Source organism: Achromobacter sp. 01N37, from assembly GCF_056399725.1.
Window position 1 is genome coordinate 11,451 of the sequence record NZ_JBFTRX010000017.1, and the last position, 23,331, is coordinate 34,781.

The following is a 23,331-nucleotide window of genomic DNA, read 5'->3' on the forward strand; positions in this document are numbered from 1 at the left end:
TGCCGCCGGGGCGTATTGATTGCGTTGATGCATTGGGTATGCCGCGCGGCCTCTGCGGGCCGTTGCGGCATGCGCCCTATCGGACGCGGCGTGAATGGGCGGCGTCAGCGCGCCGGAAAGCGATAGCCCGCCAATTCACGTTCATCGATCTGCTTGACCAGGTTGGTCTCCCACGCCAGATACTGGCGCGCCGCGGCTTTGTTGCCATCGTGGCGGTCGTGCACGAAGAACAGATAGTCGATGCATTCGTCGTCGGCCGGCACGGCGGGCGTGGCCGCTTGCGCAATGCCCGCTGCCTGCCAGCTGGCCGGCGTGCCGGTGTTCACCTTGATGTCTTGCACGCCCAACGCGCGCAAATCTTCGGCGGCCCACGCCGCCACCGCAACGTCCTCGGCCAGCAGCACGACAGCGCGCGCAGAGTCCAGCGCCAGCCGATCCAGACGCGGCCGAATCGACCACTGCGCACCCGCGATATGGCCCGCGCGATAACGCATTCCCGGGCGAACATCGACGGCTTGCGCGCCTTGCGCCAAGGCGCTGGCCAGGCCGGAATCGGACAGCATGGAAACCACGGGTGTTTGCACCTCGGGCGTCTGATGCGTCAAGGCGGCGTTGATGCCTTCTTGCAGCACGCAGGCGTCCCAGCCCATCTGCCGCAACCAGCTGGCCACGACCGGCGCGCGCACGCCTTCGGCGTCGAACACCACGATGCGCGCACCGCGCACGGCCAAGTACTGATCGGTGGCCTGCACCAGCTGCCCACCCGGCGTATGCTGCGCCCCCGGCAACGAGCCTTCTGCAAATTCTTCCGCGCTGCGCACATCGCACAGGAAGGTGCTGCGCGTTGAATCGTGCAGCCATTCCTGCACCGTAGCGGCGCTGACGAATGGCACGCCATGGCGTTCGGCCAGCTGCGCCGAGCGGCCGGCCAACGCGGGCAGGTCTTCGGCCGCGACGCCATCGTCATAACGGCGGCGCGCACCATGTTCCAGTTGCAGGTCTTCCAGATACCAGCCCTGTGTGCCGTTCTCCAGCGCGTAGACGGGGTTGGGCACACCCAGATTGATCAGCGTCTGAGCACCGATGATGCTGCGCGTGCGGCCGGCGCAGTTGATCACGATGGTGGTCTCGGGGCGCTTGGCCAGCGTATGCGCGCGCAGCGCGAGTTCGCCATTCGGGCAGCAGATGCCGCCGGGAATGCTCATCTTCTGGTATTCAGAGTAAGGCCGGCCATCCAGCACGATCAGGTCATCACCGCGTTGCTGGCGTTCGGCCAATTCACGCGCACCAATACGGGGGGTGTGGAAAACTTCTTCGGCCAATTCGCCGAAGGTTTTGCTGGGCACATTCACGCCAGCGAAGGCGGCGTAGCCATCTTGCTGCCATTGCGCGATGCCGCCTGCCAGGCGATGCACCTGTCCATAGCCCAGCTTGACCAGCGCCCGGGCGGCACGAGCCGCGGTGTCGTCATCGCCGCCGTTGTCGTACACCACCACGCGCACGTCGCGCCGCGGAGCCAATCGCACGATGTCGATTTCAAGCCGGCTGTACGGCACGGGCGCGGCGTAGAACAGATGCGATTCGCCGTACTGGCCGTGTTCGCGCACATCCAGCAAGGCGATCTCGTGGCCGTCGTGCAACCACTGCTTCAGCGTGTGGGCGTCGATGTCTGCAAAGGAAGAAGCGGAGGTCGGGTGCATCATGAGATTCGAAGGGAACGAGAGGATTGGGTCATGGCGGACAGGCCTTGTTCAAGGTCGCCGATCAGGTCTTCGGGCGCTTCCAGGCCGATATGCAGGCGCAGCATGGCGCCGCGAGGGGTCGCGTCAGGCAACGCGCGCGAGGCCAGTTGCACGGGGATCACCAGGCTTTCAAAGCCGCCCCACGAGGCGCCGATACCAAACAAGCGCAGGCTGTCGATCAGCCGCTCGGCGTCTGTCGCGGTGAAGCCGTCGTTCAGTTCGACGGTCAGCAGGCCATTGGCGCCGGAGCAATCGCGCTGCCAGATGGCGTGCGACGGATCGCCGGGCAAGGCGGGGCACAGCACGCGGGCCACTTCAGAGCGTTCCAACAGGAACTGCGCGACCTGCATTGCGTTCTTGGCGTGTTGCGCCATGCGCAGCGGCAACGAACGCATGCCGCGCAGCACCAGAAACGCATCGTCGGCGCCGACGGTCTGGCCGAAGTCGATGCTGGCGCGTTCCAGCGGACGCCAGGCGCGTGCGTTGACCACCACGGCGCCCATCATCACATCGGCATGTCCGCCCAGATATTTGGTGGCCGCCAAGATGGAAATATCGGCACCCAGCGTGAGCGGTTTGTATATCAAACCCGACGCCCACGTGTTATCCACAGCTAGCCAGCAACCGTGTTTTTTGGCAGCTGTGGATAAGTCGCACAGGTCCGGAAATTCGTACGTCAGCGAGCCCGGGGCTTCGGCGTAGATCATCTTGGTGTTCGGCCGGATCAGCGCCTCGATGCCCACGCCATCCGGCCGGTAGAACGTGTGCTCAATGCCCAGACGCGTCAGATGCTCGGCGCAGAAGCGGCGCACCGGCTCATACACGGCGTCGGTGATCAGCACGTGATCGCCCGCGCGCAGATAGGCCAGCAACACGGTGGCGATCGCCGCCTGCCCCGTGGGATACAGCGCCGCACGAAAGCCCTGCTCCAGCTCCACCAGCGCGTCTTCCAGCGCATGCGTGCTGTCAGTGCCGCGCGCGCCATAGGACGGCAGGCGCTCTTCTTCGCGGCGTGCGCGCGTATCGCGCCAGGCTTCGACGCTATCGAAGACGTAGGTGCTGGCGCGCGTCACCGGCGTGTTGACCCATCCTTGATGGGGACGCCCGGCGCGCAGCAATCGCGTAGTGGACTGGTAGGGCTTGCTCATGATCAACGGCGCGTCTTCACGCCGATCGGCATGACTTTGCAGGTGCCGGCGTCCAGGTCGAAGCCCAGGCGTTCGTTCAGCGTTTCCAGGGCGCGGCCGTACATATGCAGGTGGCGGATGACGCTGTCGCCCTGGATTTCAACGGCGTGGATGTCGTCGGGCATCAAGGCGATGCCGGCGCCCGGGCCCACGACGACGGTGCCCGTCTTTGCAAGCTTGCCCACGCCCGGCACCGAGCCATCATCCAGGCGGTCGTACACGTAGTTGTATTCCACGCCTTCCACGGCAGCGATACAGGCCCAGGTGGTGTGGTTGTGCGGCACGATCTTGTTGCCGGGGCGCATGACGTTCAGGTACAGCGCGTAGCTCTTGTCGGGGTCTTCCGCGATCAGGTAGCGCGCCTGGCGCTCACCGTCTTCCGGCGGGGCGTAGCGGTCTCCCGTCCACCAGTCCGTGTGCGCGGCCAAGCCCACCAGCTCTTGCAGAACGTCGTTCAGGCTGTCGCGGTTCAACCCCTTATTTCCTACAGTTTTTTTAATATTTCCGATGGCGCTATCGATGCCGGCCTGATGAGGATGTGCAGTGCTCACTTTGGTTTTCCCTCTTGTCTCATGAGTTATTGCACTTAATGTATCGCTCGGACCCTGCGCCAACAATTTAAATTGCCTTAACATCCCATTAGCATTGCTAATACTTTTAGGGCATGACATGCGCAATCTGGATCTAGACCTGCTTCGCACGCTAACGGCCATCGCCCAGCACGAGACGTTCTCGGAAGCCGCCAATCGGCTGCATAAAACGCAGTCGGCGATTACGCAGCAGATGCAGCGGCTGGAATCCACCATCGGCCTGCCACTGTTCGAAAAGCAGGGGCGCAACAAAGTGCTGTCATCGCATGGACGCCGGCTGGTGGAATATGCGCGCCACATGCTCGCCATCAACGATGAAGCGTTGCGCGCCTTGCAGGACGGTCCGCTGGAAGGGGATTTGCGGCTGGGCGCGCCGCTGGACGTGGCGGACACCATCCTGCCCACGTTGCTGACGCACATCGCTCGGTCAGCGCCACGTGTGAAGCTCGAGATTCGCGTGGATCGCAGCCCCTTCCTGATGGATGCCCTGCGTGCGGGCGAAATCGACCTCACCATCTCCACGCGTTTTGATCAGGACTTCGAAGGCGTGGCGCTACGCACGTCACCCACGGTGTGGTTGGCGTCTGCCGACTATGTGCATGACGTGCACGCGCCCGTGCCGCTGGTGCTGGCCGATGAGCCCAGCATCTTTCGCCGGCTGGCCTTGAATGCGCTGGAGCAGGCGCGGGTGCGCTGGCACACCAACTATGTGGCGCCGAACCTGGTGGGGATCAAAGCGGCGTTGCGCGCCGGTCTGGGCGTGACGGCCCGCAGCGTGGAACTACTGGGGCCCGAGATGCGCGTGCTGGGAGAAAAGGAAGGGCTGCCGCCCTTGCCGGACGTCACCTACTTCCTGTGGATAAGACGTGATCTGATCAATCCGCTGACGCGGCAGGTCTATGACATGCTGCGGACCAACCTGGGGCTGGCGCAACAAGGCGACGCTCAGTAGCGGTCGAACACCGCTTGCATGGCGGCCGCGTCGCGCGTGACGGACAGGGCCAGCATCAGCAGTATGCGCGCCTTTTGCGGATTCAGGTCACGCGCCGCGATAAAGCCCAGGCTGCCGTCGTCCAGCTCAACATCGCGCGCCACGAAACCGCTGCCGGTGCGGCTGGACCGCACCACGGCCACGCCGCGATCTGCCGCACGGCTCAATGCGTCAATGGCCAGATCGGTGGCGTTGCCATCGCCCACGCCGGCCAGCACGATGCCATCCACGCTATCGGTCAGGAATTCGATCAAATCGGCTTGCAGGTTGGCATGGGCGTAGACGATGTCTACGCGCGGCCAGCCCGCCCTTTCCAGCAATGCGAGTGAAAACTCGCTTTGTGTCGAGTGCGTAGTGGTGTTGCGCGAATAGAAGCACGGCGCGCCGCCATGCATGACGCCTGCGCGGCCACGATTGGGCGACGCAAACGCGCACAGGCCTGCGCTGGCGATCTTCTGGATTTCGCGGGCGTAGTGCACGTCTTCATTCATGACGACAAGCGGCCCACGGCCGCGCGCGTCGGGGTGACGGGCAAGCGCCACCGCGTTATACAAGTTGGCCGGGCCTTCCGCGCCCAACGCCGTGGCGGGACGCATGGCGCCCACCAGCACAACAGGCTTGTCGTGCTGGATGACCAGGCTCAGGAAGTACGCGGTCTCTTCAAGCGTATCGGTGCCGTGCGTGATGACAATGCCGGCCACCGAAGCGTCCTGGCACAGGGTGTTCACGCGTTCGGCCAGCGCACGCCACACGGCGTGCGTCATGTTCTGGCTGCCCACATTCGCGACCTGTTCAGCGCGAATCTCGGCAATGCCGGACAACTGCGGCACAGCGGCCAGCAAGTCGTTAACCGAGAACGATCCTGCCTTGTAGCCGGCAGACGTGGCGTCGGCCTGGGCGCCCGCAATGGTGCCGCCCGTGGCCAGCACGGCGATCACCGGCAAGGCTTGCTCAAGCATCCACGACTCCGGACAAGCCTTGGCGTTCCAGCAGCGAGTTCAGGTGTTCCCAGCCATGGAAGTCGATGACGATCTGCCCTTTCTCTTTAGCGCCCACCTTCAGGGCGACACGCGTGCCCAGGTGATCGGACAAGGCTTCTTCCAGACGCGTCAGATCACGCGATACGCCATTGGTCTTTTTGCGCGGGGATGCCGCGGACTCCGTGTCCTTGGCGGTCTTCGCAACCAGCTTTTCCGCTTCCCGCACCGACAGACGGCGCGCGATGATCTGGTTGGCCAGCTGGATCTGCGTGGCCGCGTCCACGGCCAACAGCGCGCGGGCATGGCCCATGTCGACGTCGCCCGCCAGCAGCATCGTTTGCACGGGCGCGGCCAGGTTCAACAGACGCAACAGATTGCTGGTGGCAGAACGCGAACGGCCGATCGCTTGCGCGGCCTGCTCGTGTGTCAGGCCGAATTCGTCCAGCAGGCGGCGCACGCCGTGCGCCTCTTCCAGCGGATTCAAATCTTCGCGCTGGATGTTTTCAATCAGCGCCATGACGGCCGCGTTCTCGTCGGCCACTTCACGCACAAGCACCGGCACTTCCTTCAAGCCGGCAATCTGCGCGGCGCGGTAGCGGCGTTCGCCTGCGATGATCTCGTAATGGCCGGGCGCGGTCTCGCCCAGTGCGCGCACAAGAATGGGTTGCATGATGCCTTGTGTGCGGATCGATTCGGCCAGCTCACCCAGGGCGCCCTCGTCCATGCGCGTGCGCGGCTGATACTTGCCGGCGCGCATCTTCGAGATGGGCAAGGTGGATGGCGGACCCTCGGGCTTGGCCGCGACGGCCTTGCCGATGTTGTCGATCGCAGGCGCGTCCGCGCCAAGCAAGGCGTCCAGTCCGCGACCCAATCCCTTGGGTTTCTTGGTGGCCATAGTTAAATCCTCTTTCCTTCTGTTTTTGTATCCCGAGCCAGGCTCAGGCGTCCGTCTGCTCGGCGGGCAGACGGTACCAATACGCGTAACAGTCTTTGAAACCGTAGCGGCCATACAAGGCCCGCGCGGCGGTATTCTCCGGCTCGACCTGCAGGTACGCGGTCGTGGCGCCGCCGGCGGCGCCTTCGGTCAATAGATGATCTACCAGGGCGTCGGCGTAGCCTTTACGCCGTTGCCCCGGATCGGTGACGATGTCGAACAGACCGAGCAAGTCGCCATCGCGGACGGCCAAGCCCGCGGCAACGCACTGCTCGTGCGCGTCAAAAACCAGCACCGGCTGCTTATCCACAGCCAGCCCTTGCAGACGCGCTTGATGTTCACCGATATGTTCGGGCGCCGAGCCGCGCATTGCCCCGACCACTTGCGCGAAGCGGCCGGTGTCGACATTCCTGAAAAACAGGCCGCCCCGGACGCCAGGCCTGGGGGCGAGCGACATGCTCATGACTCGGGTCTCACCGGTGAAGGTATAGCCGCGGGACTCCAGCTCGGCGTCCAGGGAAAAATCGGGGCCGATGGAGGTAATGCGCAGCACCATGGGCAAGCCATGGCGCGCATACAACGAAGAACAATACGCCAGCCGCTCGTCCAGCGGACGTGTGGATAACCCCAGCACGTTCACGCTGCGCACACGCTTGGCTTCCGCACGCGAGAAGCGCACCAGCCAGCCATCATAGAGCAGCTGCGCGCCGACCGCCGTGGCGTTCAGTGCGGCCTCTTCAAGACGCACGCGCAAGCTGTCGCGCACGTCGGCGGGCGGCGTGTTTGAGGCTTGCGATGCAGTCGGAGAAAAGAGCGCGGCAACGGACATGGGTACGGCTTACTTCAAGTCCTTTCTGACGCGTTCGATCATTTCAGCGCCGAACGAGATGTAGGCTTGCGCGCCGCGTGACGCGCGGTCATACACCACACCCGGCATGCCGTAACTGGGTGCTTCAGCCAGACGCACGTTGCGCGGCACGACGGTCTTGAAGACCTTGTCGCCAAAGTGCGCTTCAAGCTGCGCCGACACTTGCTGTTGCAGCGTCATGCGCGGATCGAACATCACACGCAACAATCCGATGACACGCAGGTCGTCGTTGATGTTGCGGTGAACCCGCTTGATGGTGTTGACCAGGTCAGACAAGCCTTCCAGCGCGAAGTACTCGCACTGCATCGGGATGATGACGCCGTGGGCGGCGGCCAGACCATTCAGGGTCAGCAGGGACAAAGTCGGCGGGCAATCGATCAGCACGAAATCGTATTGGGTGGCGACGGTGTCCAGCGCGGACTTCAATTGGCGCTCGCGCTCTTCCATCTGCACCAGGTCAATCTCGGCGCCGGACAGCTCGCGGTTGGCGGGCAGCACGTCGTAGCCGCCGGATTCCGACTTCACGCGGGCCTGCTCAATCGTGGCCTCGCCGATCAGCACCTGGTACAGGTTCGACTCCAGCGCATTCTTGTCGATGCCGCTGCCCATCGTGGCGTTGCCTTGTGGGTCCAGGTCCACCAGCAGCACGCGCTGATTGTGCGTGGCAAGGCCCGCCGCCAAATTGATGGCGGTCGTCGTCTTGCCCACACCGCCCTTCTGGTTGGCAATGCAGAAGACGCGGGCGGTTGTGCTGGGGGGTAAGTTCTTCATAGGGTTCCTTGACTGCGTCCTTCGCTGCGTTCTTCGTTGCGGCGCATCCAGATCAGACAGCGCTCAGCTTGCAGCTCCGGCACCTGGAGCGGCTGAATATGGTCGACTTGCCATTCCCCGCGCGCATGCAATGCCTGAATTTCTTCTTCGGGGACCTTGCCCTTCATGGCGACGAGGGTACCATCGTTGCGCACGTGGCGACCCGCAAGCTGCGCAAAATCATCCAGGGATGCGAAGGCCCGCGAGGTCACGATGTCGCACTCGGCCGGGTCCAGCGTTTCAATGCGTGCATGGCGCGCTTGCAGGTTAGGCAGCGTCAGTGCGCCGCTCATCTGGCGCACGAATGCGGTTTTCTTTTCAACGGCGTCGATGCAGGCCACGGACCACATGGGCCGCATGATGGCGAGAACGACGCCAGGCAGTCCACCACCCGATCCCACGTCGTAGACCTTGGCCGCGTCGAGATCGGCGCCCAGCGCGTCGCTGAACGGCCCGACGGCGGCCAGGCTGTCGAACAAGTGCTGAATCAGCATCTGCTGCGGATCGCGGATGGCGGTGAGGTTGTACGTGCGGTTCCAGCGCTGCATCTGCGACAGATAGTTCAGCAGCTTGGCTTGTGCGGCGGCATCAGCGCGCAGCCCCAGCTGCTCGCATGCACGAGATAGGCGGCCGGCCATGTCAGCGCCGGCCTGATCGGTATAGGCGGTCATGCGGCTTGCTTGCGCGAGCCGTAATGCAGGCGCTTCAGGTGGATGAGCAACAACGAGATTGCAGCGGGGGTCACGCCGGATATGCGAGCGGCTTGGCCCACCGTTTCCGGACGATGCGTCTTCAGCTTCTGGCGCACTTCGAACGACAGGCTCGTCACGGCGTCGTAATCCACGTCGGCCGGGATGGGCTGCTGTTCGTGCGAAATCTGCTTCTGGACTTCATCCTGCTGGCGCGCGATGTAGCCGGCGTACTTCAGCTGGATCTCGACCTGCTCGGCCAAGACGTCATCCGCAACCACACCGGGGCCGGCCAGCAGCGAACCGTCGGCGTTCTGCACCGCCATCAACGCTTCATATGAAACATTCGGGCGTTTCAGCAGATCAGCTAGTGAGTACTCACGTTCAATCGACTTGCCCAGCAAGGGTTCCGCGATCTCAGGCGGCATCACGCGCGGATTCACCCACGAGGATTTCAACCGTTCAACTTCCGCAGCCACCGCGTCGCGCTTGCGATTGAAAGCATCCCAGCGCGCGTCGTCGACGATGCCCAGCTGGCGGCCGATTTCGGTCAAGCGCAGATCGGCGTTGTCTTCACGCAGGCTCAGGCGGTATTCGGCACGCGAGGTAAACATGCGGTACGGCTCGGTCACGCCACGCGTCACCAGGTCGTCCACCAGTACGCCCAAATAGGCTTCATCGCGGCGCGGCGTCCATTGGTCGCGGCCCAGCGACAACAGCGCGGCGTTGATGCCCGCCAGCAGCCCTTGGGCCGCCGCTTCTTCGTAACCGGTGGTGCCGTTGATCTGGCCGGCGAAGAACAGCCCGCTGATCGCCTTGGTTTCCAGCGTGCTCTTCAATCCACGTGGATCAAAGTAGTCATATTCGATGGCGTAGCCGGGGCGCATGATGTGCGCATTTTCCAGGCCACGCAGGGAATGGATCAAATCCAGCTGCACATCGAACGGCAAGCTCGTCGACACGCCGTTTGGATACACCTCGTGCGTATCCAAACCTTCGGGCTCCAGGAAGACCTGGTGCGATTCCTTGTCGGCAAAGCGATGGATCTTGTCTTCGATGGACGGGCAGTAACGCGGGCCCACTCCTTCGATCACGCCGCTGTACATCGGCGAGCGGTCCAGGCCGCCGCGGATGATGTCGTGCGTGCGGGCGTTGGTGTGGGTGATCCAGCACGGCAGCTGTCGCGGATGCATAGCCACATTGCCCATGTACGAGAACACGGGGATCGGGTCCAGGTCACCCGGCTGCTCTTCCAGAATGCTGTAGTTGATCGAGCGGCCGTCGATGCGCGGGGGCGTGCCCGTCTTCAGGCGGCCTTGCGGAAGCTTCAGTTCCTTCAGGCGCTGGCCCAGCGAAATCGCCGGGGGGTCGCCCGCGCGGCCGCCGGAATAATTCTGCAGGCCCACGTGAATCAACCCGTTCAGGAATGTGCCGGCGGTCAGCACCACCGTCTTGGCCCGAAACTTCAGGCCCACCTGGGTCACGGCACCGACAACGCGGTCGCCCTCCACCATCAAGTCTTCAACCGCCTGCTGGAACAACCACAGATTGGGCTGATTCTCGAGACGGCCACGGATCGCCTGACGGTACAGCACTCGGTCGGCCTGGGCGCGAGTCGCGCGGACGGCCGGGCCTTTCGATCCGTTAAGAATGCGGAATTGAATCCCCGCTTCGTCCGTTGCCAAAGCCATCGCGCCACCCAGGGCGTCGACTTCTTTGACAAGGTGGCCCTTGCCGATCCCGCCGATGGAGGGATTGCAAGACATTTGGCCTAGGGTTTCGATGTTGTGCGTCAACAGCAGCGTCTGGGCGCCAGCGCGGGCAGCAGCCAGGGCGGCTTCAGTGCCGGCGTGGCCGCCACCGACGACGATGACATCGAATTCGCGGGGATAGTCCATGATGGGGAGGAAAGATAAGAAGGCGTTCGGTGCTCATTATAGAGGCAGGGGTTGCATGTTTCACGTGAAACATCGCCGGGCTTGATATTGGGCGGGATGGGTACAACCCTGCCGTAGGCAATTGGCAACGAATCAGCCCGGCCGGCCAGTAAATATGTCGGCATCTGCCTCTGTTTCTAAATGGATGTTCCACGTGAAACATGTGGCTGGGCGTCGCTCCGCGCACCGGTTCAACTAGCGGGGTAGGTCCAACGATGTTTCACGTGGAACATTGGACAGGTGAAAGAACGCCGCAGGATGTACACATACTCGGCTTCACTCAAGCTTCTCCTCGATGTTCCACGTGAAACATCGAGGAGAAACAACCACGCTGACCCCACTCCTAGTATTCGCGTTGCGTCATGTTCCACGTGGAACATGAAGATCCACCCTGCCCCGATGCCAAACCAGCGACGCGAAACAGTCCGTGCGGTAACCAGCATGGCATGAGGTGCTGCCAACGGTCATAGGACTTGCCGATCTTTGGGGAATGTTCCACGTGAAACATCAGGGACGGCGAGCACCACACACTTGAACTGCCCCGATCGTTTTTGATCACGTAATGTTCCACGTGAAACATCACCCGCGCATGACCCGTCCAAGGCGTGTTCCACGTGAAACATCCACTCTTGCTTTCAGAGGTCCACGACCCACCGAGTTTTTCGAAAACCCTCGGATGTGTTTCACGTGGAACCAGCCGGCGACCACCTAACCATGAAATTTCACGATCATTTAGTCGGCGTTGTTCCACGTGAAACAGACTAAATTTGGGGACGGCAACGATTTCGCCTAAGCGCGCATTCTTCCCAAGATGGGCCTGGGAGAGAGAAAAAAAGAGATATTTTTGACCCTACCCTACCCCTTGCCAAAAATATCGCTCTTTTGCGTTTCACGTGAAACACATCACGCAATCAAAAACGCGATTCAAGAAATACAAACCCGGACCATCGCAGAAACCGCATCCGGAAAATTTCTAAGAATGCTGGGAGGGTTGGACGAAGCCGGTTTGAATTCGCTCTGGCTGACGACTCAGAGTTAATTCACAACCTGCGGTGGATATCTCTTTGCAGCCGAAAATTCAAAAACTTCGCCCCATCATCGGCTGTGGAGTTATCAACAGAACGCGTTCGCGCATGGGTCAACCAAAGTTCATTTTCACGATGAACAACTTTGGGGATAACTCGAAAATGCGCGCGCCGAAAGGCACTGGGAAATGAGAGATCGGCGCATGCAAAGCTGATTCCCCAAAATCTAAAATTCGCACAAAACGCCAACGCGTTTCATAGGGACATTGCGATTTTCATGCCTATTGAGGAACGACGAATAACCCATCAAAAGTAGCCTCTTACGGCCCCGGTTCGCGAACAAAATAGCCGTGGAAAACTTTGTGGATAAGATTCGGCTATCGACCCAATTGCCGGGTTCAACGGCGCAACCGGCTCGCCAATAAACCATCGAAAATCAGGTGGGAACTCTTGGGATATGCCTCAGTCAAATTGCGGCTAAATTTCACACTCGCGGATTATCCACACGCGTACTACGCGAAATCTGCGGCCATTATCCCCATCCCGCTTTTCCCCAAGCAACACAACTATCTTGCTTGAGGCGTTGCCGGTCCGCCATCATCCATTTGGCGGAGGCGCAGGGTTTCATGTGAATCCCTGTGGAAAACCTGCTTGTCTATTTTCACAGCGCATTTTCCAAGTCTCGATCGCGACGTCCGTTCGGAAGTCTCAAAGCGGTAATCCCGCAGTCATCATCGACAGCTTATCGGTAAGAAGCCCGAAGTTTTGACCGGGAAACGTAGCGCTATCCCCATTTCTATCCACAGGCTGCGCACCTTCATTTCAGTCTCAAATCGGCAAATTCTGTGCATAACCGGGATGGGGATATCTTTGTGAACAACCGTCCCCGCAAACTCAAAAACGGGCTGTGGCGTGATCCAGAAAGTCATCTCTTAATGCGCCTGGCGCGACTGATAACAATGTGGAAAACCCCGCTAAACACCCGTTTTCCCTAGGGAAAGGCCATGTTTCACGTTGAGCAAGACGCGTAAGGCAGGGAGCGCCGGCGCCATTGCGGCGCGTTGAAAAGCACGTTTGGAAAAACTGTTTTTCTGTGCAAAACCCAAGGCCAGGGAATGCCTTTGCTTCATTTATGAGCACAAAAATCTTGATGCCCAAAAATAATTATCCACAGACTTATCCAAGGGTCGAGGATAAGTTAGTGAACACTAACTACGGTTGGGATTCAGAGATGGATGGCGCGCGCAAAGTGGCGTCTTAAATGAAACAACGCCCCAGACTCGGAAGTCTTGGGGCGTTGTAGCCAGGTCGGACCTGGCGGACGGGAAATTGGGATTTCCCGATTTAGAGCGGGCGAATTTCGGCCGCTTGAGGTCCTTTCGGACCATCCTTAACTTCGAATTCGACTTCCTGGCCTTCGTTCAGGCTGCGATAGCCGCGGCCCTGGATGGCGGAAAAGTGTGCGAAAACGTCGGTCCCGCCCACATCCGGAGTAATGAAACCGAAACCCTTGTCAGCGTTGAACCACTTAACTTTGCCCTTCTGAGCCATTTTCTCTAGCGTCCTGTAATTAAGTCGAAATGCAATGAATCAAGGACGCCGTGAGAACTGAACGATCGGTAGAAGTACCTTGCGTTGCTGCTGCGTTCCCGCTCGTCGCCGAGCAACAGAACGAGTCCGCGCGCTGCTTGAATCAACTGCGGAATCAGCATACTCATCCGGCATTACCGGCTCATATTGTTGTTTACCCCAATGTCTCTTTTTTCAGACTCGCACTGAAGTACCGCTAGGCGGAATTCATCTGCCGGCGCGCCAAAAACGCATAAATCGGACCCGTCACAATCACCACGAAAACCATGCGCGTCACGTGGAATGCGGTGACCACCGGGACGCCCAATTGCAGCACTTTGGCGGTGATTGCCATCTCGGCGATGCCGCCCGGTGTGGTGCCTAAAATCAGCGTCGGAACAGGCGCTGCCGACCAATACGACAGCAACGCCCCTAGCCCGAATGCCAAGGCCAGCGCACTGATCGTGAACGCCGCAACCACCGCAATAAATCGCGGCGCAGCGCGGAAGAAATCGGGGCGGTAACGATCGCCCAGCGACCAGCCGATGAAGAGCTGCCCCACCTTCGGCACGACGTCCGGCAAGGCCGACAGCTCGATGGCCGACACCGTCAGAATCATCGCCACGAGCATCGGCCCCAGCACCCACGGATTCGGCAACCGCAGCTTCATGAAGATCAGGCCGCCCATGCACGTCAGCGCCACCAGCGCGGCAAGGCCTGCGCTATCCACCGTCTTCGGCCCTGGCACCGTCGGGTCCAGCCCCGCCACGCCCCACCATTGAAAAATGAACGGCACCGTCACCACCACCAGCAACACGCGCACGCTGTGCGCCGTCGCCACACGATCAATGCGCGCACCGTGCCGTTCCGCCAGGCTGGCCATTTCACTGGCGCCGCCAATCGCAGACGAGAACCATGCGGTCTTGAAGTCCGCATCCGTATAACGGCGCAGCATAGCCGTGCCCAAGAACGCCAGCGCCAATGCGAACAGCATGCCCACAACGATGGGCCCGGCATTGGTGCCGATATGCCCGACTACCTGCGGCGTGAAATACAGCCCCAGCGACGTCCCGATGACCCATTGCCCGCCGTTGCGCGCCGGGCGCGGGCAGACCGTCCCCAAGCCCGCAATACGCGTCGCTGCAGTCACCAGCAAGGCCCCCAGCATCCAGGGCAAGGGCAGATGCGCCCATACCGCGAACCCCGCCCCGGCCAGCGCAATCGTCAAACCGCCCAGCACCCTTAACAACATGTTCTGACCCACGATTCCTTCCACGTGCATAGCTAATACGAAAAACGAATTATGAGTTAGTGGGATACTTACGAAAAATTTCTCTGCCTACCAGCGTTCACCTTCGCATCCACCATGATCCGATCCAAACTTCCCGACGTCGGCACCACCATCTTCACCGTGATGAGCCGCCTGGCCATCGAACACAAGGCCATCAACCTGGGCCAGGGCTTTCCGGACTTCGACCCCGACCCCGCGTTGTGCGCACTCGTGACCCAGGCCATGGCCAACGGCCATAACCAGTACCCGTACATGCCCGGCGTTGCGCCCTTGCGCGAAGCCATCGCCGCCAAGACGCGCGAACTCTATGGCCACGCCTACGACCCGGAAACCGAGATCACCGTCACCAGCGGCGCTACCGAAGCGCTGATGGCCACCGTGCTGGCCGCGGTGAACAGCGGCGACGAAGTGGTCGTCATCGAACCCTGCTACGACTCTTACCTGCCGGCCATCCGCCTGGCGGGCGGCACAGCGGTGCCGGTGCCGTTGCGCGCCCCCACCGAGGCCGACCCCTACTACCGCATCGATTGGCAGCGTGTGCGCGACGCCATCACGTCCAAGACGCGCCTCTTGATGCTGAACTTCCCGCACAACCCCACCGGGGCCGTGCTGGACGACAGCGATCTGGATGCGCTGGAAGCCATCGTGCGTGATACCGGCGTGCTGCTGGTGTCGGACGAGGTCTATGAGCACATCGTGTTCGACGGCAAGCCGCATGCCAGCGTTGCGCGCCGTCCGCTGTTGGCCGAACACGCGTTTGTCATTTCGTCATTCGGCAAGACGTACCACACGACCGGCTGGAAGATCGGCTATTGCTGCGCACCGCGACAACTGAGCGCCGAGCTGCGCAAGGTGCACCAGTTCATGGTGTTCACGGTGCCCTCGCCGATGCAATTCGCCTTGGCGGAATTCATGCGCGATCCCAAGCCCTACCTGGACTTGCCCGCCTTCTACCAAGCCAAACGCGACCGCCTGTCGCAAGGCCTGGCCAAGACGCGCTTCCGCCCGCTGCCCAGCCCCGGCACCTTCTTCCTGCTGGCCGACTACAGCCAGATTTCCAAACAGAACGAAGCCGACTTTGCACGCGACCTGACGGTGAATCATGGCGTGACGGTAATTCCCGTTTCTGCCTTTTATCGTCATCCTGACGCTGCAGAATCCAACCATCGGATCGTGCGCTTCTGCTTCGCAAAGAAGGATGCAACGCTGGACGCGGCGCTGGAGCGATTGGCGCAGGTGTAAGCCAAAAATATGAATATGAGTAAATACTCATATTCATAACTGAAAAGCGCAAATGAAAACCGAAAATAAAAAGCGCAAATGAACAGAACAAATTTAATGAATAAATGAACAAGGGGCGCCGCAAGCGCCCCTTGTCTTTTTTCCGCCTATCTATACGCGATCACACCGCGCCAGCCGCAAGCTTCCTGGACTTGCGAATCCTGCGCATCACCTGCGGCACCACGACTACCGCCGCTGCCGCCGCCCACAAGCCCATCGACACAGGGCTAGCAAACAGCACGCCCACGTCGCCATCCGTCATCGACAAGGCGCGGCGCAGGTTCTGCTCCATCATGTTGCCCAGCACCACGCCCAGCACCAGCGGCGCCATCGGCACGCCGAACTTGCGCAGGAAGTAGCCCAACGCGCCGATGCCCGCCACCAGCAACAGATCAAACGTGCCGGCGTTGATGGCATACACGCCGATATAGCTGATGCACAGAATGCCTGGCACCATCAGCCAGCCCGGCACCGACAGCACCTTCGAGAAGAAGCGCACCAGCGGCACGTTCATGATGAACAGCAACACGTTGGCGACAAACAGCGACGCGATCAAGCCCCACACCAGTTCGGGCTTGGTTTCAAACAGCACCGGACCCGGCGTGATGTTGTAGAGCGTCAGCGCGCCCATCATGACGGCCGTCGTGCCCGAACCCGGCACGCCCAGCGTCAGCATGGGAACGAACGAGCCAATCGCCGATGCCGTAGCCGCAGCCTCGGGCGCCACCAGGCCGCGCATATCGCCCTTGCCGAATTTGGCCTCGGGGTCTTTCGCTTCGATGATGCGCTTTTCCTGCGAGTACGCGACGGCGGCCGCCACGCTTGCGCCCGCCCCCGGCAACACGCCAACGCCAAAGCCCACCAAGGCGCTGCGCACCACGCTCCACCACGTGAACGCCAACTCTTTCAAATTGAAGAGTTTTCGGCCACTGGGTTTGACCTCGACGCTATGGCCGGCCATCACTTTTTCCAGCATCTCCAGCATCTCGCTGACCGCAAACAGCGCAATCACGACAACGACAAAATCGATGCCGTCGGCCAGGTGTACAGACTCGAAGGTATAGCGGTATACGCCGGAATTCGCGTCCACGCCAACCACTGAAATCGACAACCCGATCATGGCCGCCAACACGCCTTTTACCGGCTGCTTGCCCAGCAAACTCGTCAGGCAGCAGAACGCGAAAATCATCAGCACGAAGTACTCGGCAGGGCCAAACGCCAACGCCCATTTCGCCAACATCGGCGCAAGCAGAATGATGCCAACCACGGAAACGATGGCACCAAAAAAGGCTGACCATGCCGACAGCGACAACGCCACATTGGCCAAGCCTTGGCGCGCCAGCGGATAGCCATCCAGCGTGGTCATGATGGCGCTGGCCTCGCCCGGCACGTTCAGCAAAATGGCCGTGATGCGGCCGCCATACTCGGCGCCCACATACACCGCCGCCAGCAGGATCAGCGCGGTTTCGGGCGGCAGGTTCATCGCGAACGCGATCGGAATCAGCATCGCCACGCCGTTCACCGGCCCCAGGCCCGGCAACACGCCGACCATGGTGCCGATGAACGAACCGATCATGGCCACCAGAATGTTGGTCAGCGAAAAGGCGACGCCAAATCCAATCGCCAGATGATCAAGAATGCCGCTCATATCAGGGTCTCCAGCAGTCCGCCGGGCAGGACCACGTCCAGCACCTTGTCGAACAACACGAAAAAGAAAAGGCTCATGACGACGCCGCCGATGGCGCACTTGACCCAGCCGCCCCCGAACAAACGGCCGACAAACACCGTCATCAACGAGGTCGCAACAACAAAGCCCAGCCACTGGAACAAGAAGGCATAGCCCACGGTGAACGCCATCATCAGCGCAATGCGGCCGTTGGCACCGGGCGGATTGGCTTCGACCGAATGGCCGCCCTTGTAGACCAGCCACAAGCCGCACAGGCCGATGATGCCGGCCAGCAGCAAGGGGAAGGCGCGCGGGCCTACCGGTTCGTACGCGAAGGGCGCTTCAATGCCCCACCCCGCTGCTGTCATGAAGGCCGCCAGCGCCAACGCGCCGATGCCCAGGATTCGATCGTTCATGATCCACTTTCCGTAGTTGTGGGGATCGCGCGGCGCAGCCGCCCCCAACGCCGCCCAAGACGTGGGCGGCGCGGATGCGCGATTGGATGGGGGTGAAGCGGCCTTTCGGCCAGCCTCTTCTGGCTTACTTCTTGATCAAGCCAAACGAGTCAGCCAATTCGGCGTAGACCTTGACCTGGTTCTTCACGTAGGCGTCCAGGTCAGGCCCCGTCTTGTTGAACGGGAACAGACCCTGTTGCTGGCGCAGCTTGTCGAATTCGGGCGATGCCGTGGCCTGGTTGAAGGCCTTGACCCAGAACTGGTAGTCGTTGTCCGACACCTTCGGCCCCACGTAGAAGCCGCGGATGATGGGCCAGACGATGTCGTAGCCCTGCTCCTTGGCCGTGGGTACCGTGTTCAGCTTGCCCGGCAGGCGCTGGTCATTGAAGACGGCCAGCACGCGGATGGGGGCGCCGCCTTCCAGCATGGTGAACGCTTCGGCCGCATCCCCCATGTAGGCCTGGATGTGGCCGCCGCGCAGGGCAGTCACGGCTTCGCCGCCGCCTTCAAACGCCACGAAGCGCATTTTCTTGAAATCCACCCCCGCGGCCTTGGCGGTCAGCGCGGCCTTCATCCAGTCCTGGCTGCCTACGGTGCCGCCCGCGCCCAGCACGATCTTGGTGGGGTCCTGCTTGAAGGCGTCCATCAGGCTCTTCAAATCAGTGTACGGGGAATCATTGCGCACGACCGCCACGCCGTAGTCGGTGCCAATCGCGGCCAGCCAGCGCACGTCGTCAACGTTGTACTTGCCGAACTTGCCCTGGGCCAGATTCAGCAGCGAACCGCCCGAGAACGCGACGATGGTGCCGGGTTCGTTGGGGTGCTGCGCCACGATGTTGTTGTAGGCCACGGCGCCGATGCCGCCCGGCATGTAGACGATGCGCATCGTGCTCTTGAGCGCCCCGCTCTGCTTCAAGCCTTCAGTGGCCAGACGGCAGGTCAGGTCGAAACCGCCGCCCGGCTGCGCGGGGGCGATGCACTCGGGGCGGCGCGGCTCGTCGGCGGCCTGGGCGGCGCCCAGGGACAAGGTCATCGCGCCAAGCGCCGCCAAGGCGGCCAGGCGCAGCTTCAGGCTGGTCTGCATTCTTGCGTCTCCGTGTTTTATAGGTCTTGGTATGGCTGGATGCGCCGAACTGCGGTGATGCCAGATCGGACCCAGCGGACGCTACCGTACAAAACCGAAGCTTTCCAAATCCTTTCAAAAACGGCCGTTTTCGTGACGCGGCGCAGCATCCGGGGCCGGTTCCAGGGAAAACACCAACGCCGCTCGCAATCCCGGCTGCGGGGCCCGGTTCTCCAGGACCAGCCTGGCGCCCAGAATCCCGGCGATGGTGCCCACAATGGCCAGGCCGAGCCCAGCCCCCGCCTTGTTCTTGCCGGCTGCCCCCCGGCGAAACCGCACACAGGCGCGGGCGATGTCTTCGGCGGACATGCCGGGGCCGTCGTCTTCGACGATCAGGCGGGCAAATCCCTGTTCGGCCTGTACGGTCACCGTGACCTCGCCGCCCGGCGAGGCGTAGCGGATGGCGTTGTCGACCAGGTTAGTGACCGCTTCGCGCAGCAGCCATTCGGCGCCGCTGACCCGAATGGGGCGCAGACGGGCCTCCAGGCCGATGTCCAGTTGCCGGGCGCGAGCCGCCGGAAGCAGGCTGCGGATCACGGCATCGGCCAGCTCGACCAGGTCCACCGGTTCCGGGGTGAAACCACCTTCGGCCACGGAAGCGTCCTTAGCGCGCGCCAGAGCGAGCATTTGGTTGGTGGTGCGTACAGCCCTGTCCAACCCCTCTTGCATCGCCAGAAGGGCTGTACGGACCTCCTGGGGGTCTGTTTCGCGCAAGGCGTAGGCGGTTTGGGTCCGCAACACGGATAACGGCGTGCGCAATTGGTGCGAGGCGTCATCCAGGAACTGACTCTGCACCCTCGCCTGAGCCGCAAAACGGGCCATGTGGAGGTTTACGGCCGCAACCAGGGGCAGGACCTCCCCAGGCATCTCGGACGCGCTCACGGGGCTTAAATCGTCTCCAGAACGCCCTTCTACCTCCTGCCGGAGCCTGACAAGGGGGCGCAAGGCCATGAAAACCCCCAGGACGATCACCAGAACGCTGATCAGGATCACGGCCAGGTCCCGCTCAACCGAGCGCAGCAGCACCTGATGCAAGAACGCCTGGCGGCTTTCCAGCCCCTCTGCGACCTGCACGATTACCCGTCCCCCTTTGTTCGCGTACAGCGGCGGGTCCATCGGCCGCGCCAGCGCCGCAACCCTGACGGGCGTCCCCTGATACGTCGCGTAAAAAAAACGCGGTTCGCCAGATACCAGGGGTTGGTCGGGCATGGGCAGGTCCGGATGCCCGATTTCTGCCAGCCCGTCCTCGGTGGCGACGCGGTAGAACACGCTGCCATTGGCCGTCAGCTCGAAAAATTCCAGCATCAGGTAAGGCTGTTCCATGGCTAATCCACCGCTGGCTGTGGATATGTTGTGGTCGATCGCGCGAAGCGCTCCGGAGAGGGAACGGTCGTAGGCAATGTCGACCTGGTTGCGCAGTTGATGGTTCGACAGCCACAAGGCGCCCATCATCACAAAGACCAGCGTTGGAATCAGCCACCAGAGCAACTGCGTTTTCAGCGTGCGATTGCGTTTTTTTGGCGCGAAAAAACCGGTTTTTTCCGGATTTCTAGTTGTCAACAAGGGTCTCCAGGCAGTAGCCCATGCCTCGCATGGTCACGATCTGCACATCGGAATCGGCCAATTTTTTTCGCAAACGGTGCACCAGCACCTCGATGGCTTCCAGGTTGATGTCTGCATCGTCCGTGAGGATGCGGTCAAGAATCTGCTGCTTGTTGATCGGTTCGCCACTTTTTTGAATCAGCACGCGAAGCACCGCGTGTTCACGTGGGGATAACTGCAAAGTCTGTCCCGAGACCGTGAATTTTTGCGCTGACGTCTCAAAAACCAGGTTTCCCAGAGCCAAACGCGGATGTTCGCGTCCACGGCTGCGCCGAATCAGTGCCATCAAACGCGCTTCCAACTCTTCCACAACAAAAGGTTTTGGCAGGAAATCGTCTGCACCCAGGTGCAGGGTTCCAATTTTTTCGGCCAAGGAATCGCGCGCAGTCAAGACCAACACCGGCGTACGGTCGTCTCGCGCGCGAATTTTTGCCAGCAAAGCATGGCCATCCATGCCCGGAAGTCCCAAATCGAGGATGACCGCATCGAATTCTTCAATTGCCAACCTTCTTTCGGCGACCAATCCGTCGTCAGCCCATTCGACAACAAAGCCCGCATGTCTGGCCAGGCTTCTGGAAAGCCAGCGAGCAAGTTCGGCTTCGTCTTCTATCAGGAGGATGCGCATGGACGGAGTCCGGGGGGGAGTGGCTGGGCGGAATGGGAAAGCATGTTTGGCTTTTCCTTTATTTCTCTTTATATAAAGACTAATGATTAATAAGGCCTGTGGATAACTACCTTAACCTTGAAAACCTTATTCTTTTCATCAACTTGCAGCCGTTTTTGCCTGTGCAAGAACTCTGTGTGGGAAAAAAGTTGAAGTTGGACAACATTTCGGACCCCCTCAAAAACCCCGGCTTGTTCAACTTGCCTCCACACAATGTGCACAACCTGGCTACTTAGGAGTTATCCACAGGGTCGGCCATGGGAAATGGGGTGGAAAGCGGCACTTTTACCCCGAAAAAGCGCCCTTTGCCTACCCGGTTTTTCGCCCTTGCAGGGGGTCAAAAACGGCCCCAGAGGCATTGCGGAAATCGGCCATTCGAGGGGGTACCCAGGCGCTTTCTTGACAGGGGACTGAACAAAAAGTGAGCAGCTTCCGCCGTAAAATCCGGCCATGGCTACAGAAAAAAAATTCAGGAAATTCAGGGCGAAATTCGGCGTGGCGCACGGGTTAAGAGCCCGTTTGGTGGCTGATAATCTGCCCGCCACTCTGTGCGCGGCGGCGCTGATGGGGCTGTTCGGCGCCCTGGCTACTGTGGTGTTTCGCGAACTGCTGGGATGGGCGCAAATGTTGCTGGGCGGGGAAGATGTCCCGCACGGCATGGTCTCGCTGGCGCGCGGGCTGGACGCCTGGCAACGGTTCCTGATGCCCGCTGCCGGGGGCGCAATTGCCGGCCTCATCCTGCAAATGGCCGCCCGATGGCTGCCAAAGCGGGGCGCGGCCGACTATATGGAAGCCATTTCCATTGGCCGCGGCGTCATTGGCCTGCGCCAGACGCTTGCGCGCAGCCTGTCGTCCATTTTTTCGATCGGCTCCGGCGCGTCGATCGGCCGCGAAGGGCCGATGGTCCAGCTGGCCGCCATGTTTTCATCGTTGACGGGCCGATTTCTGCTGCTTCCGCCCCGTCACCTGCGCTTATTGGTCGCCTGTGGGGCCACGGCGGGCATCACATCCGCCTATAACGCGCCGATTGCGGGCGCCTTGTTTATTTCCGAAATCGTTTTTGGCGTGATTTCGTCCGCCACGCTGGTGCCGCTGGTAGTGTCGTCGGTGGTGGCCAATATCGTCACGCGCCAGATCCTGCATTACGACGCGGTGTTCCATATGCCGCACTTTGAGTTTGTGTCGGGATGGGAAGTGATCAATTACCTGGGGCTGGGCGTGGCCGCTGGCTTGGTCGCGCCCCAATTCCTGCGGTTCCTGGACCTGTCGCGCGCCACGTTTTCGCGGATGCCCTTCCCGCTTTGGCTGCGGATGGCGTTGGGCGGCCTGGTGGTCGGCGCCTTGTCGGTCATTAACCCCGAGGTCTGGGGCAATGGGTACAGCGTGGTCAATAGCATGCTGCATACGCAATGGGCGTGGCAGGCAGTGGCGGCCATCTTGCTGATGAAGATAGTGGCCACGGGCGCAAGTGTGGGGTCCGGCGCGGTGGGCGGCGTGTTCACGCCGACGCTGTTTGTGGGGGCGGCCTTGGGTGCGCTGTATGCGAGCGGCTTGCAAGCGGTGTTGCCGGCGGGGGATGTGTCGGCAATTTCCAGCTATGCCGTCGTGGGCATGGGCGCGCTACTGGCCGCAACCACGTATGCGCCGCTGATGTCGATATTGATGATTTTTGAGATGACGCTGAGCTATGAAGTGATGCTGCCGCTGATGCTGGCCTGCATTACCGGATACGTCATCGCCCATCGCATACGGCCGGAATCGGTGTACGCGAAATCACTGGCGAACAACGAGCGCACGCAGCTCGCAGTGGAGAAATCTGCGCAAGATAAGCGTGAAAATAGAGCTGACCCGGGAAAAAATAGAATGTGAGCAAAGGCTCATATTATTCAGATAGAGGATCGAAGTGCCGGGCCTGAATGCCGACCTG

At 61.2% G+C, this 23,331-nt stretch carries 19 protein-coding genes; 3 read left to right on the top strand and 16 right to left on the bottom strand.

Translation table 11 applies throughout. The annotated features are described in order from the left end of the window. Positions 1 to 104: 104 nt before the first annotated feature. The 3 genes from AC1DSJ_RS25940 to AC1DSJ_RS25950 are packed head-to-tail and all read right to left on the bottom strand — an operon-like array spanning position 105 to position 3,480. Entirely contained in the window at positions 105 to 1,703 is a 1,599-nt protein-coding gene (locus tag AC1DSJ_RS25940) for a rhodanese-like domain-containing protein (RefSeq protein ID WP_427945232.1), read from the bottom strand. Beyond that, on the bottom strand, positions 1,700 to 2,890 hold the full coding sequence (gene metC, locus AC1DSJ_RS25945) for a cystathionine beta-lyase (RefSeq protein WP_441372475.1): 1,191 nt from the start codon (positions 2,888 to 2,890) through the stop codon (positions 1,700 to 1,702). The genes AC1DSJ_RS25940 and metC overlap by 4 nt, the downstream gene beginning before the upstream one ends. Positions 2,891 to 2,892: 2 nt before the next feature. Next, entirely contained in the window at positions 2,893 to 3,480 is a 588-nt protein-coding gene (locus AC1DSJ_RS25950) for a cysteine dioxygenase family protein (protein WP_054420871.1), read from the bottom strand. 118 nt (positions 3,481 to 3,598) lie between these two features. Between AC1DSJ_RS25950 and AC1DSJ_RS25955 the strand changes: the two genes are divergently transcribed. Further along, positions 3,599 to 4,471, top strand: a complete 873-nt coding sequence (locus AC1DSJ_RS25955; RefSeq protein ID WP_054420872.1) for a LysR substrate-binding domain-containing protein — start codon at positions 3,599 to 3,601, stop codon at positions 4,469 to 4,471. On the opposite strand, the gene AC1DSJ_RS25960 is transcribed toward AC1DSJ_RS25955, so the two are convergent. The 8 genes from AC1DSJ_RS25960 to AC1DSJ_RS25995 all read right to left on the bottom strand — a co-directional run bounded on the left by AC1DSJ_RS25960 (position 4,465) and on the right by AC1DSJ_RS25995 (position 14,604). Then, positions 4,465 to 5,469: an asparaginase gene (locus AC1DSJ_RS25960; RefSeq protein ID WP_441372476.1), complete on the bottom strand. Its 1,005-nt coding sequence runs from the start codon at positions 5,467 to 5,469 to the stop codon at positions 4,465 to 4,467. The two genes, AC1DSJ_RS25955 and AC1DSJ_RS25960, sit on opposite strands and share 7 nt — an antisense overlap. Beyond that, a complete protein-coding gene (locus AC1DSJ_RS25965; protein WP_054420874.1) occupies positions 5,462 to 6,385 on the bottom strand; it encodes a ParB/RepB/Spo0J family partition protein in 924 nt (307 codons plus the stop codon). The genes AC1DSJ_RS25960 and AC1DSJ_RS25965 overlap by 8 nt, the downstream gene beginning before the upstream one ends. A 43-nt stretch (positions 6,386 to 6,428) precedes the next feature. Then, positions 6,429 to 7,253 carry a GNAT family N-acetyltransferase gene (locus AC1DSJ_RS25970; protein ID WP_054420875.1) on the bottom strand — a complete coding sequence of 275 codons (825 nt, stop codon included), beginning with the start codon at positions 7,251 to 7,253 and terminating at the stop codon, positions 6,429 to 6,431. Positions 7,254 to 7,262: 9 nt separating this feature from the next. Further along, complete coding sequence (locus AC1DSJ_RS25975; protein ID WP_054420876.1) at positions 7,263 to 8,063, bottom strand: ParA family protein; 801 nt, start codon at positions 8,061 to 8,063, stop codon at positions 7,263 to 7,265. Then, positions 8,060 to 8,773 carry a 16S rRNA (guanine(527)-N(7))-methyltransferase RsmG gene (gene rsmG / locus AC1DSJ_RS25980; RefSeq protein ID WP_346552540.1) on the bottom strand — a complete coding sequence of 238 codons (714 nt, stop codon included), beginning with the start codon at positions 8,771 to 8,773 and terminating at the stop codon, positions 8,060 to 8,062. The genes AC1DSJ_RS25975 and rsmG overlap by 4 nt, the downstream gene beginning before the upstream one ends. Then, positions 8,770 to 10,689: a tRNA uridine-5-carboxymethylaminomethyl(34) synthesis enzyme MnmG gene (gene mnmG, locus AC1DSJ_RS25985; protein WP_441372477.1), complete on the bottom strand. Its 1,920-nt coding sequence runs from the start codon at positions 10,687 to 10,689 to the stop codon at positions 8,770 to 8,772. The genes rsmG and mnmG overlap by 4 nt, the downstream gene beginning before the upstream one ends. A gap of 2,408 nt (positions 10,690 to 13,097) precedes the next feature. Next, positions 13,098 to 13,304: a cold-shock protein gene (locus tag AC1DSJ_RS25990; RefSeq protein ID WP_008157480.1), complete on the bottom strand. Its 207-nt coding sequence runs from the start codon at positions 13,302 to 13,304 to the stop codon at positions 13,098 to 13,100. A 235-nt stretch (positions 13,305 to 13,539) separates the two neighbouring features. Beyond that, on the bottom strand, positions 13,540 to 14,604 hold the full coding sequence (locus AC1DSJ_RS25995; protein ID WP_441372478.1) for an AbrB family transcriptional regulator: 1,065 nt from the start codon (positions 14,602 to 14,604) through the stop codon (positions 13,540 to 13,542). 84 nt (positions 14,605 to 14,688) lie between these two features. On the opposite strand from AC1DSJ_RS25995, the gene AC1DSJ_RS26000 reads away from it, so the two are divergent. Then, entirely contained in the window at positions 14,689 to 15,855 is a 1,167-nt protein-coding gene (locus AC1DSJ_RS26000; RefSeq protein ID WP_054420880.1) for a pyridoxal phosphate-dependent aminotransferase, read from the top strand. Positions 15,856 to 16,015: 160 nt separating this feature from the next. On the opposite strand, the gene AC1DSJ_RS26005 is transcribed toward AC1DSJ_RS26000, so the two are convergent. The 5 genes from AC1DSJ_RS26005 to AC1DSJ_RS26025 all read right to left on the bottom strand — a co-directional run bounded on the left by AC1DSJ_RS26005 (position 16,016) and on the right by AC1DSJ_RS26025 (position 21,365). Then, a complete protein-coding gene (locus AC1DSJ_RS26005; RefSeq protein ID WP_054420881.1) occupies positions 16,016 to 17,542 on the bottom strand; it encodes a tripartite tricarboxylate transporter permease in 1,527 nt (508 codons plus the stop codon). Beyond that, the gene (locus tag AC1DSJ_RS26010; RefSeq protein WP_054420882.1) at positions 17,539 to 17,976 is read right to left on the bottom strand and encodes a tripartite tricarboxylate transporter TctB family protein; all 438 of its coding nucleotides are present in this window, start codon (positions 17,974 to 17,976) and stop codon (positions 17,539 to 17,541) included. The genes AC1DSJ_RS26005 and AC1DSJ_RS26010 overlap by 4 nt, the downstream gene beginning before the upstream one ends. A gap of 124 nt (positions 17,977 to 18,100) precedes the next feature. Then, positions 18,101 to 19,099, bottom strand: a complete 999-nt coding sequence (locus AC1DSJ_RS26015; RefSeq protein ID WP_342067514.1) for a Bug family tripartite tricarboxylate transporter substrate binding protein — start codon at positions 19,097 to 19,099, stop codon at positions 18,101 to 18,103. A gap of 114 nt (positions 19,100 to 19,213) precedes the next feature. Next, the gene (locus tag AC1DSJ_RS26020; protein WP_420865297.1) at positions 19,214 to 20,698 is read right to left on the bottom strand and encodes a sensor histidine kinase; all 1,485 of its coding nucleotides are present in this window, start codon (positions 20,696 to 20,698) and stop codon (positions 19,214 to 19,216) included. Continuing rightward, complete coding sequence (locus AC1DSJ_RS26025; protein ID WP_054420884.1) at positions 20,688 to 21,365, bottom strand: response regulator; 678 nt, start codon at positions 21,363 to 21,365, stop codon at positions 20,688 to 20,690. The genes AC1DSJ_RS26020 and AC1DSJ_RS26025 overlap by 11 nt, the downstream gene beginning before the upstream one ends. A 489-nt stretch (positions 21,366 to 21,854) precedes the next feature. On the opposite strand from AC1DSJ_RS26025, the gene AC1DSJ_RS26030 reads away from it, so the two are divergent. Then, a complete protein-coding gene (locus AC1DSJ_RS26030) occupies positions 21,855 to 23,273 on the top strand; it encodes a ClcB-like voltage-gated chloride channel protein (protein WP_346552536.1) in 1,419 nt (472 codons plus the stop codon). Positions 23,274 to 23,331 lie beyond the last annotated feature (58 nt).

What these genes read in the sequence shown, in the direction of transcription:
- AC1DSJ_RS26000 (WP_054420880.1), top strand. Translation starts at nt 14,689, where the DNA reads ATGATCCGATCCAAACTTCCCGACGTCGGCACCACCATCTTCACCGTG.
- AC1DSJ_RS26015 (WP_342067514.1), bottom strand. Translation starts at nt 19,099, where the DNA reads ATGCAGACCAGCCTGAAGCTGCGCCTGGCCGCCTTGGCGGCGCTTGGC.
- AC1DSJ_RS25995 (WP_441372478.1), bottom strand. Translation starts at nt 14,604, where the DNA reads ATGCACGTGGAAGGAATCGTGGGTCAGAACATGTTGTTAAGGGTGCTG.
- AC1DSJ_RS25990 (WP_008157480.1), bottom strand. Translation starts at nt 13,304, where the DNA reads ATGGCTCAGAAGGGCAAAGTTAAGTGGTTCAACGCTGACAAGGGTTTC.
- AC1DSJ_RS25940 (WP_427945232.1), bottom strand. Translation starts at nt 1,703, where the DNA reads ATGATGCACCCGACCTCCGCTTCTTCCTTTGCAGACATCGACGCCCAC.
- AC1DSJ_RS25965 (WP_054420874.1), bottom strand. Translation starts at nt 6,385, where the DNA reads ATGGCCACCAAGAAACCCAAGGGATTGGGTCGCGGACTGGACGCCTTG.
- metC (WP_441372475.1), bottom strand. Translation starts at nt 2,890, where the DNA reads ATGAGCAAGCCCTACCAGTCCACTACGCGATTGCTGCGCGCCGGGCGT.
- rsmG (WP_346552540.1), bottom strand. Translation starts at nt 8,773, where the DNA reads ATGACCGCCTATACCGATCAGGCCGGCGCTGACATGGCCGGCCGCCTA.
- AC1DSJ_RS25970 (WP_054420875.1), bottom strand. Translation starts at nt 7,253, where the DNA reads ATGTCCGTTGCCGCGCTCTTTTCTCCGACTGCATCGCAAGCCTCAAAC.
- AC1DSJ_RS25975 (WP_054420876.1), bottom strand. Translation starts at nt 8,063, where the DNA reads ATGAAGAACTTACCCCCCAGCACAACCGCCCGCGTCTTCTGCATTGCC.
- AC1DSJ_RS26025 (WP_054420884.1), bottom strand. Translation starts at nt 21,365, where the DNA reads ATGCGCATCCTCCTGATAGAAGACGAAGCCGAACTTGCTCGCTGGCTT.
- AC1DSJ_RS25955 (WP_054420872.1), top strand. Translation starts at nt 3,599, where the DNA reads ATGCGCAATCTGGATCTAGACCTGCTTCGCACGCTAACGGCCATCGCC.
- AC1DSJ_RS26005 (WP_054420881.1), bottom strand. Translation starts at nt 17,542, where the DNA reads ATGAGCGGCATTCTTGATCATCTGGCGATTGGATTTGGCGTCGCCTTT.
- AC1DSJ_RS25960 (WP_441372476.1), bottom strand. Translation starts at nt 5,469, where the DNA reads ATGCTTGAGCAAGCCTTGCCGGTGATCGCCGTGCTGGCCACGGGCGGC.
- mnmG (WP_441372477.1), bottom strand. Translation starts at nt 10,689, where the DNA reads ATGGACTATCCCCGCGAATTCGATGTCATCGTCGTCGGTGGCGGCCAC.
- AC1DSJ_RS26030 (WP_346552536.1), top strand. Translation starts at nt 21,855, where the DNA reads ATGGCTACAGAAAAAAAATTCAGGAAATTCAGGGCGAAATTCGGCGTG.
- AC1DSJ_RS26010 (WP_054420882.1), bottom strand. Translation starts at nt 17,976, where the DNA reads ATGAACGATCGAATCCTGGGCATCGGCGCGTTGGCGCTGGCGGCCTTC.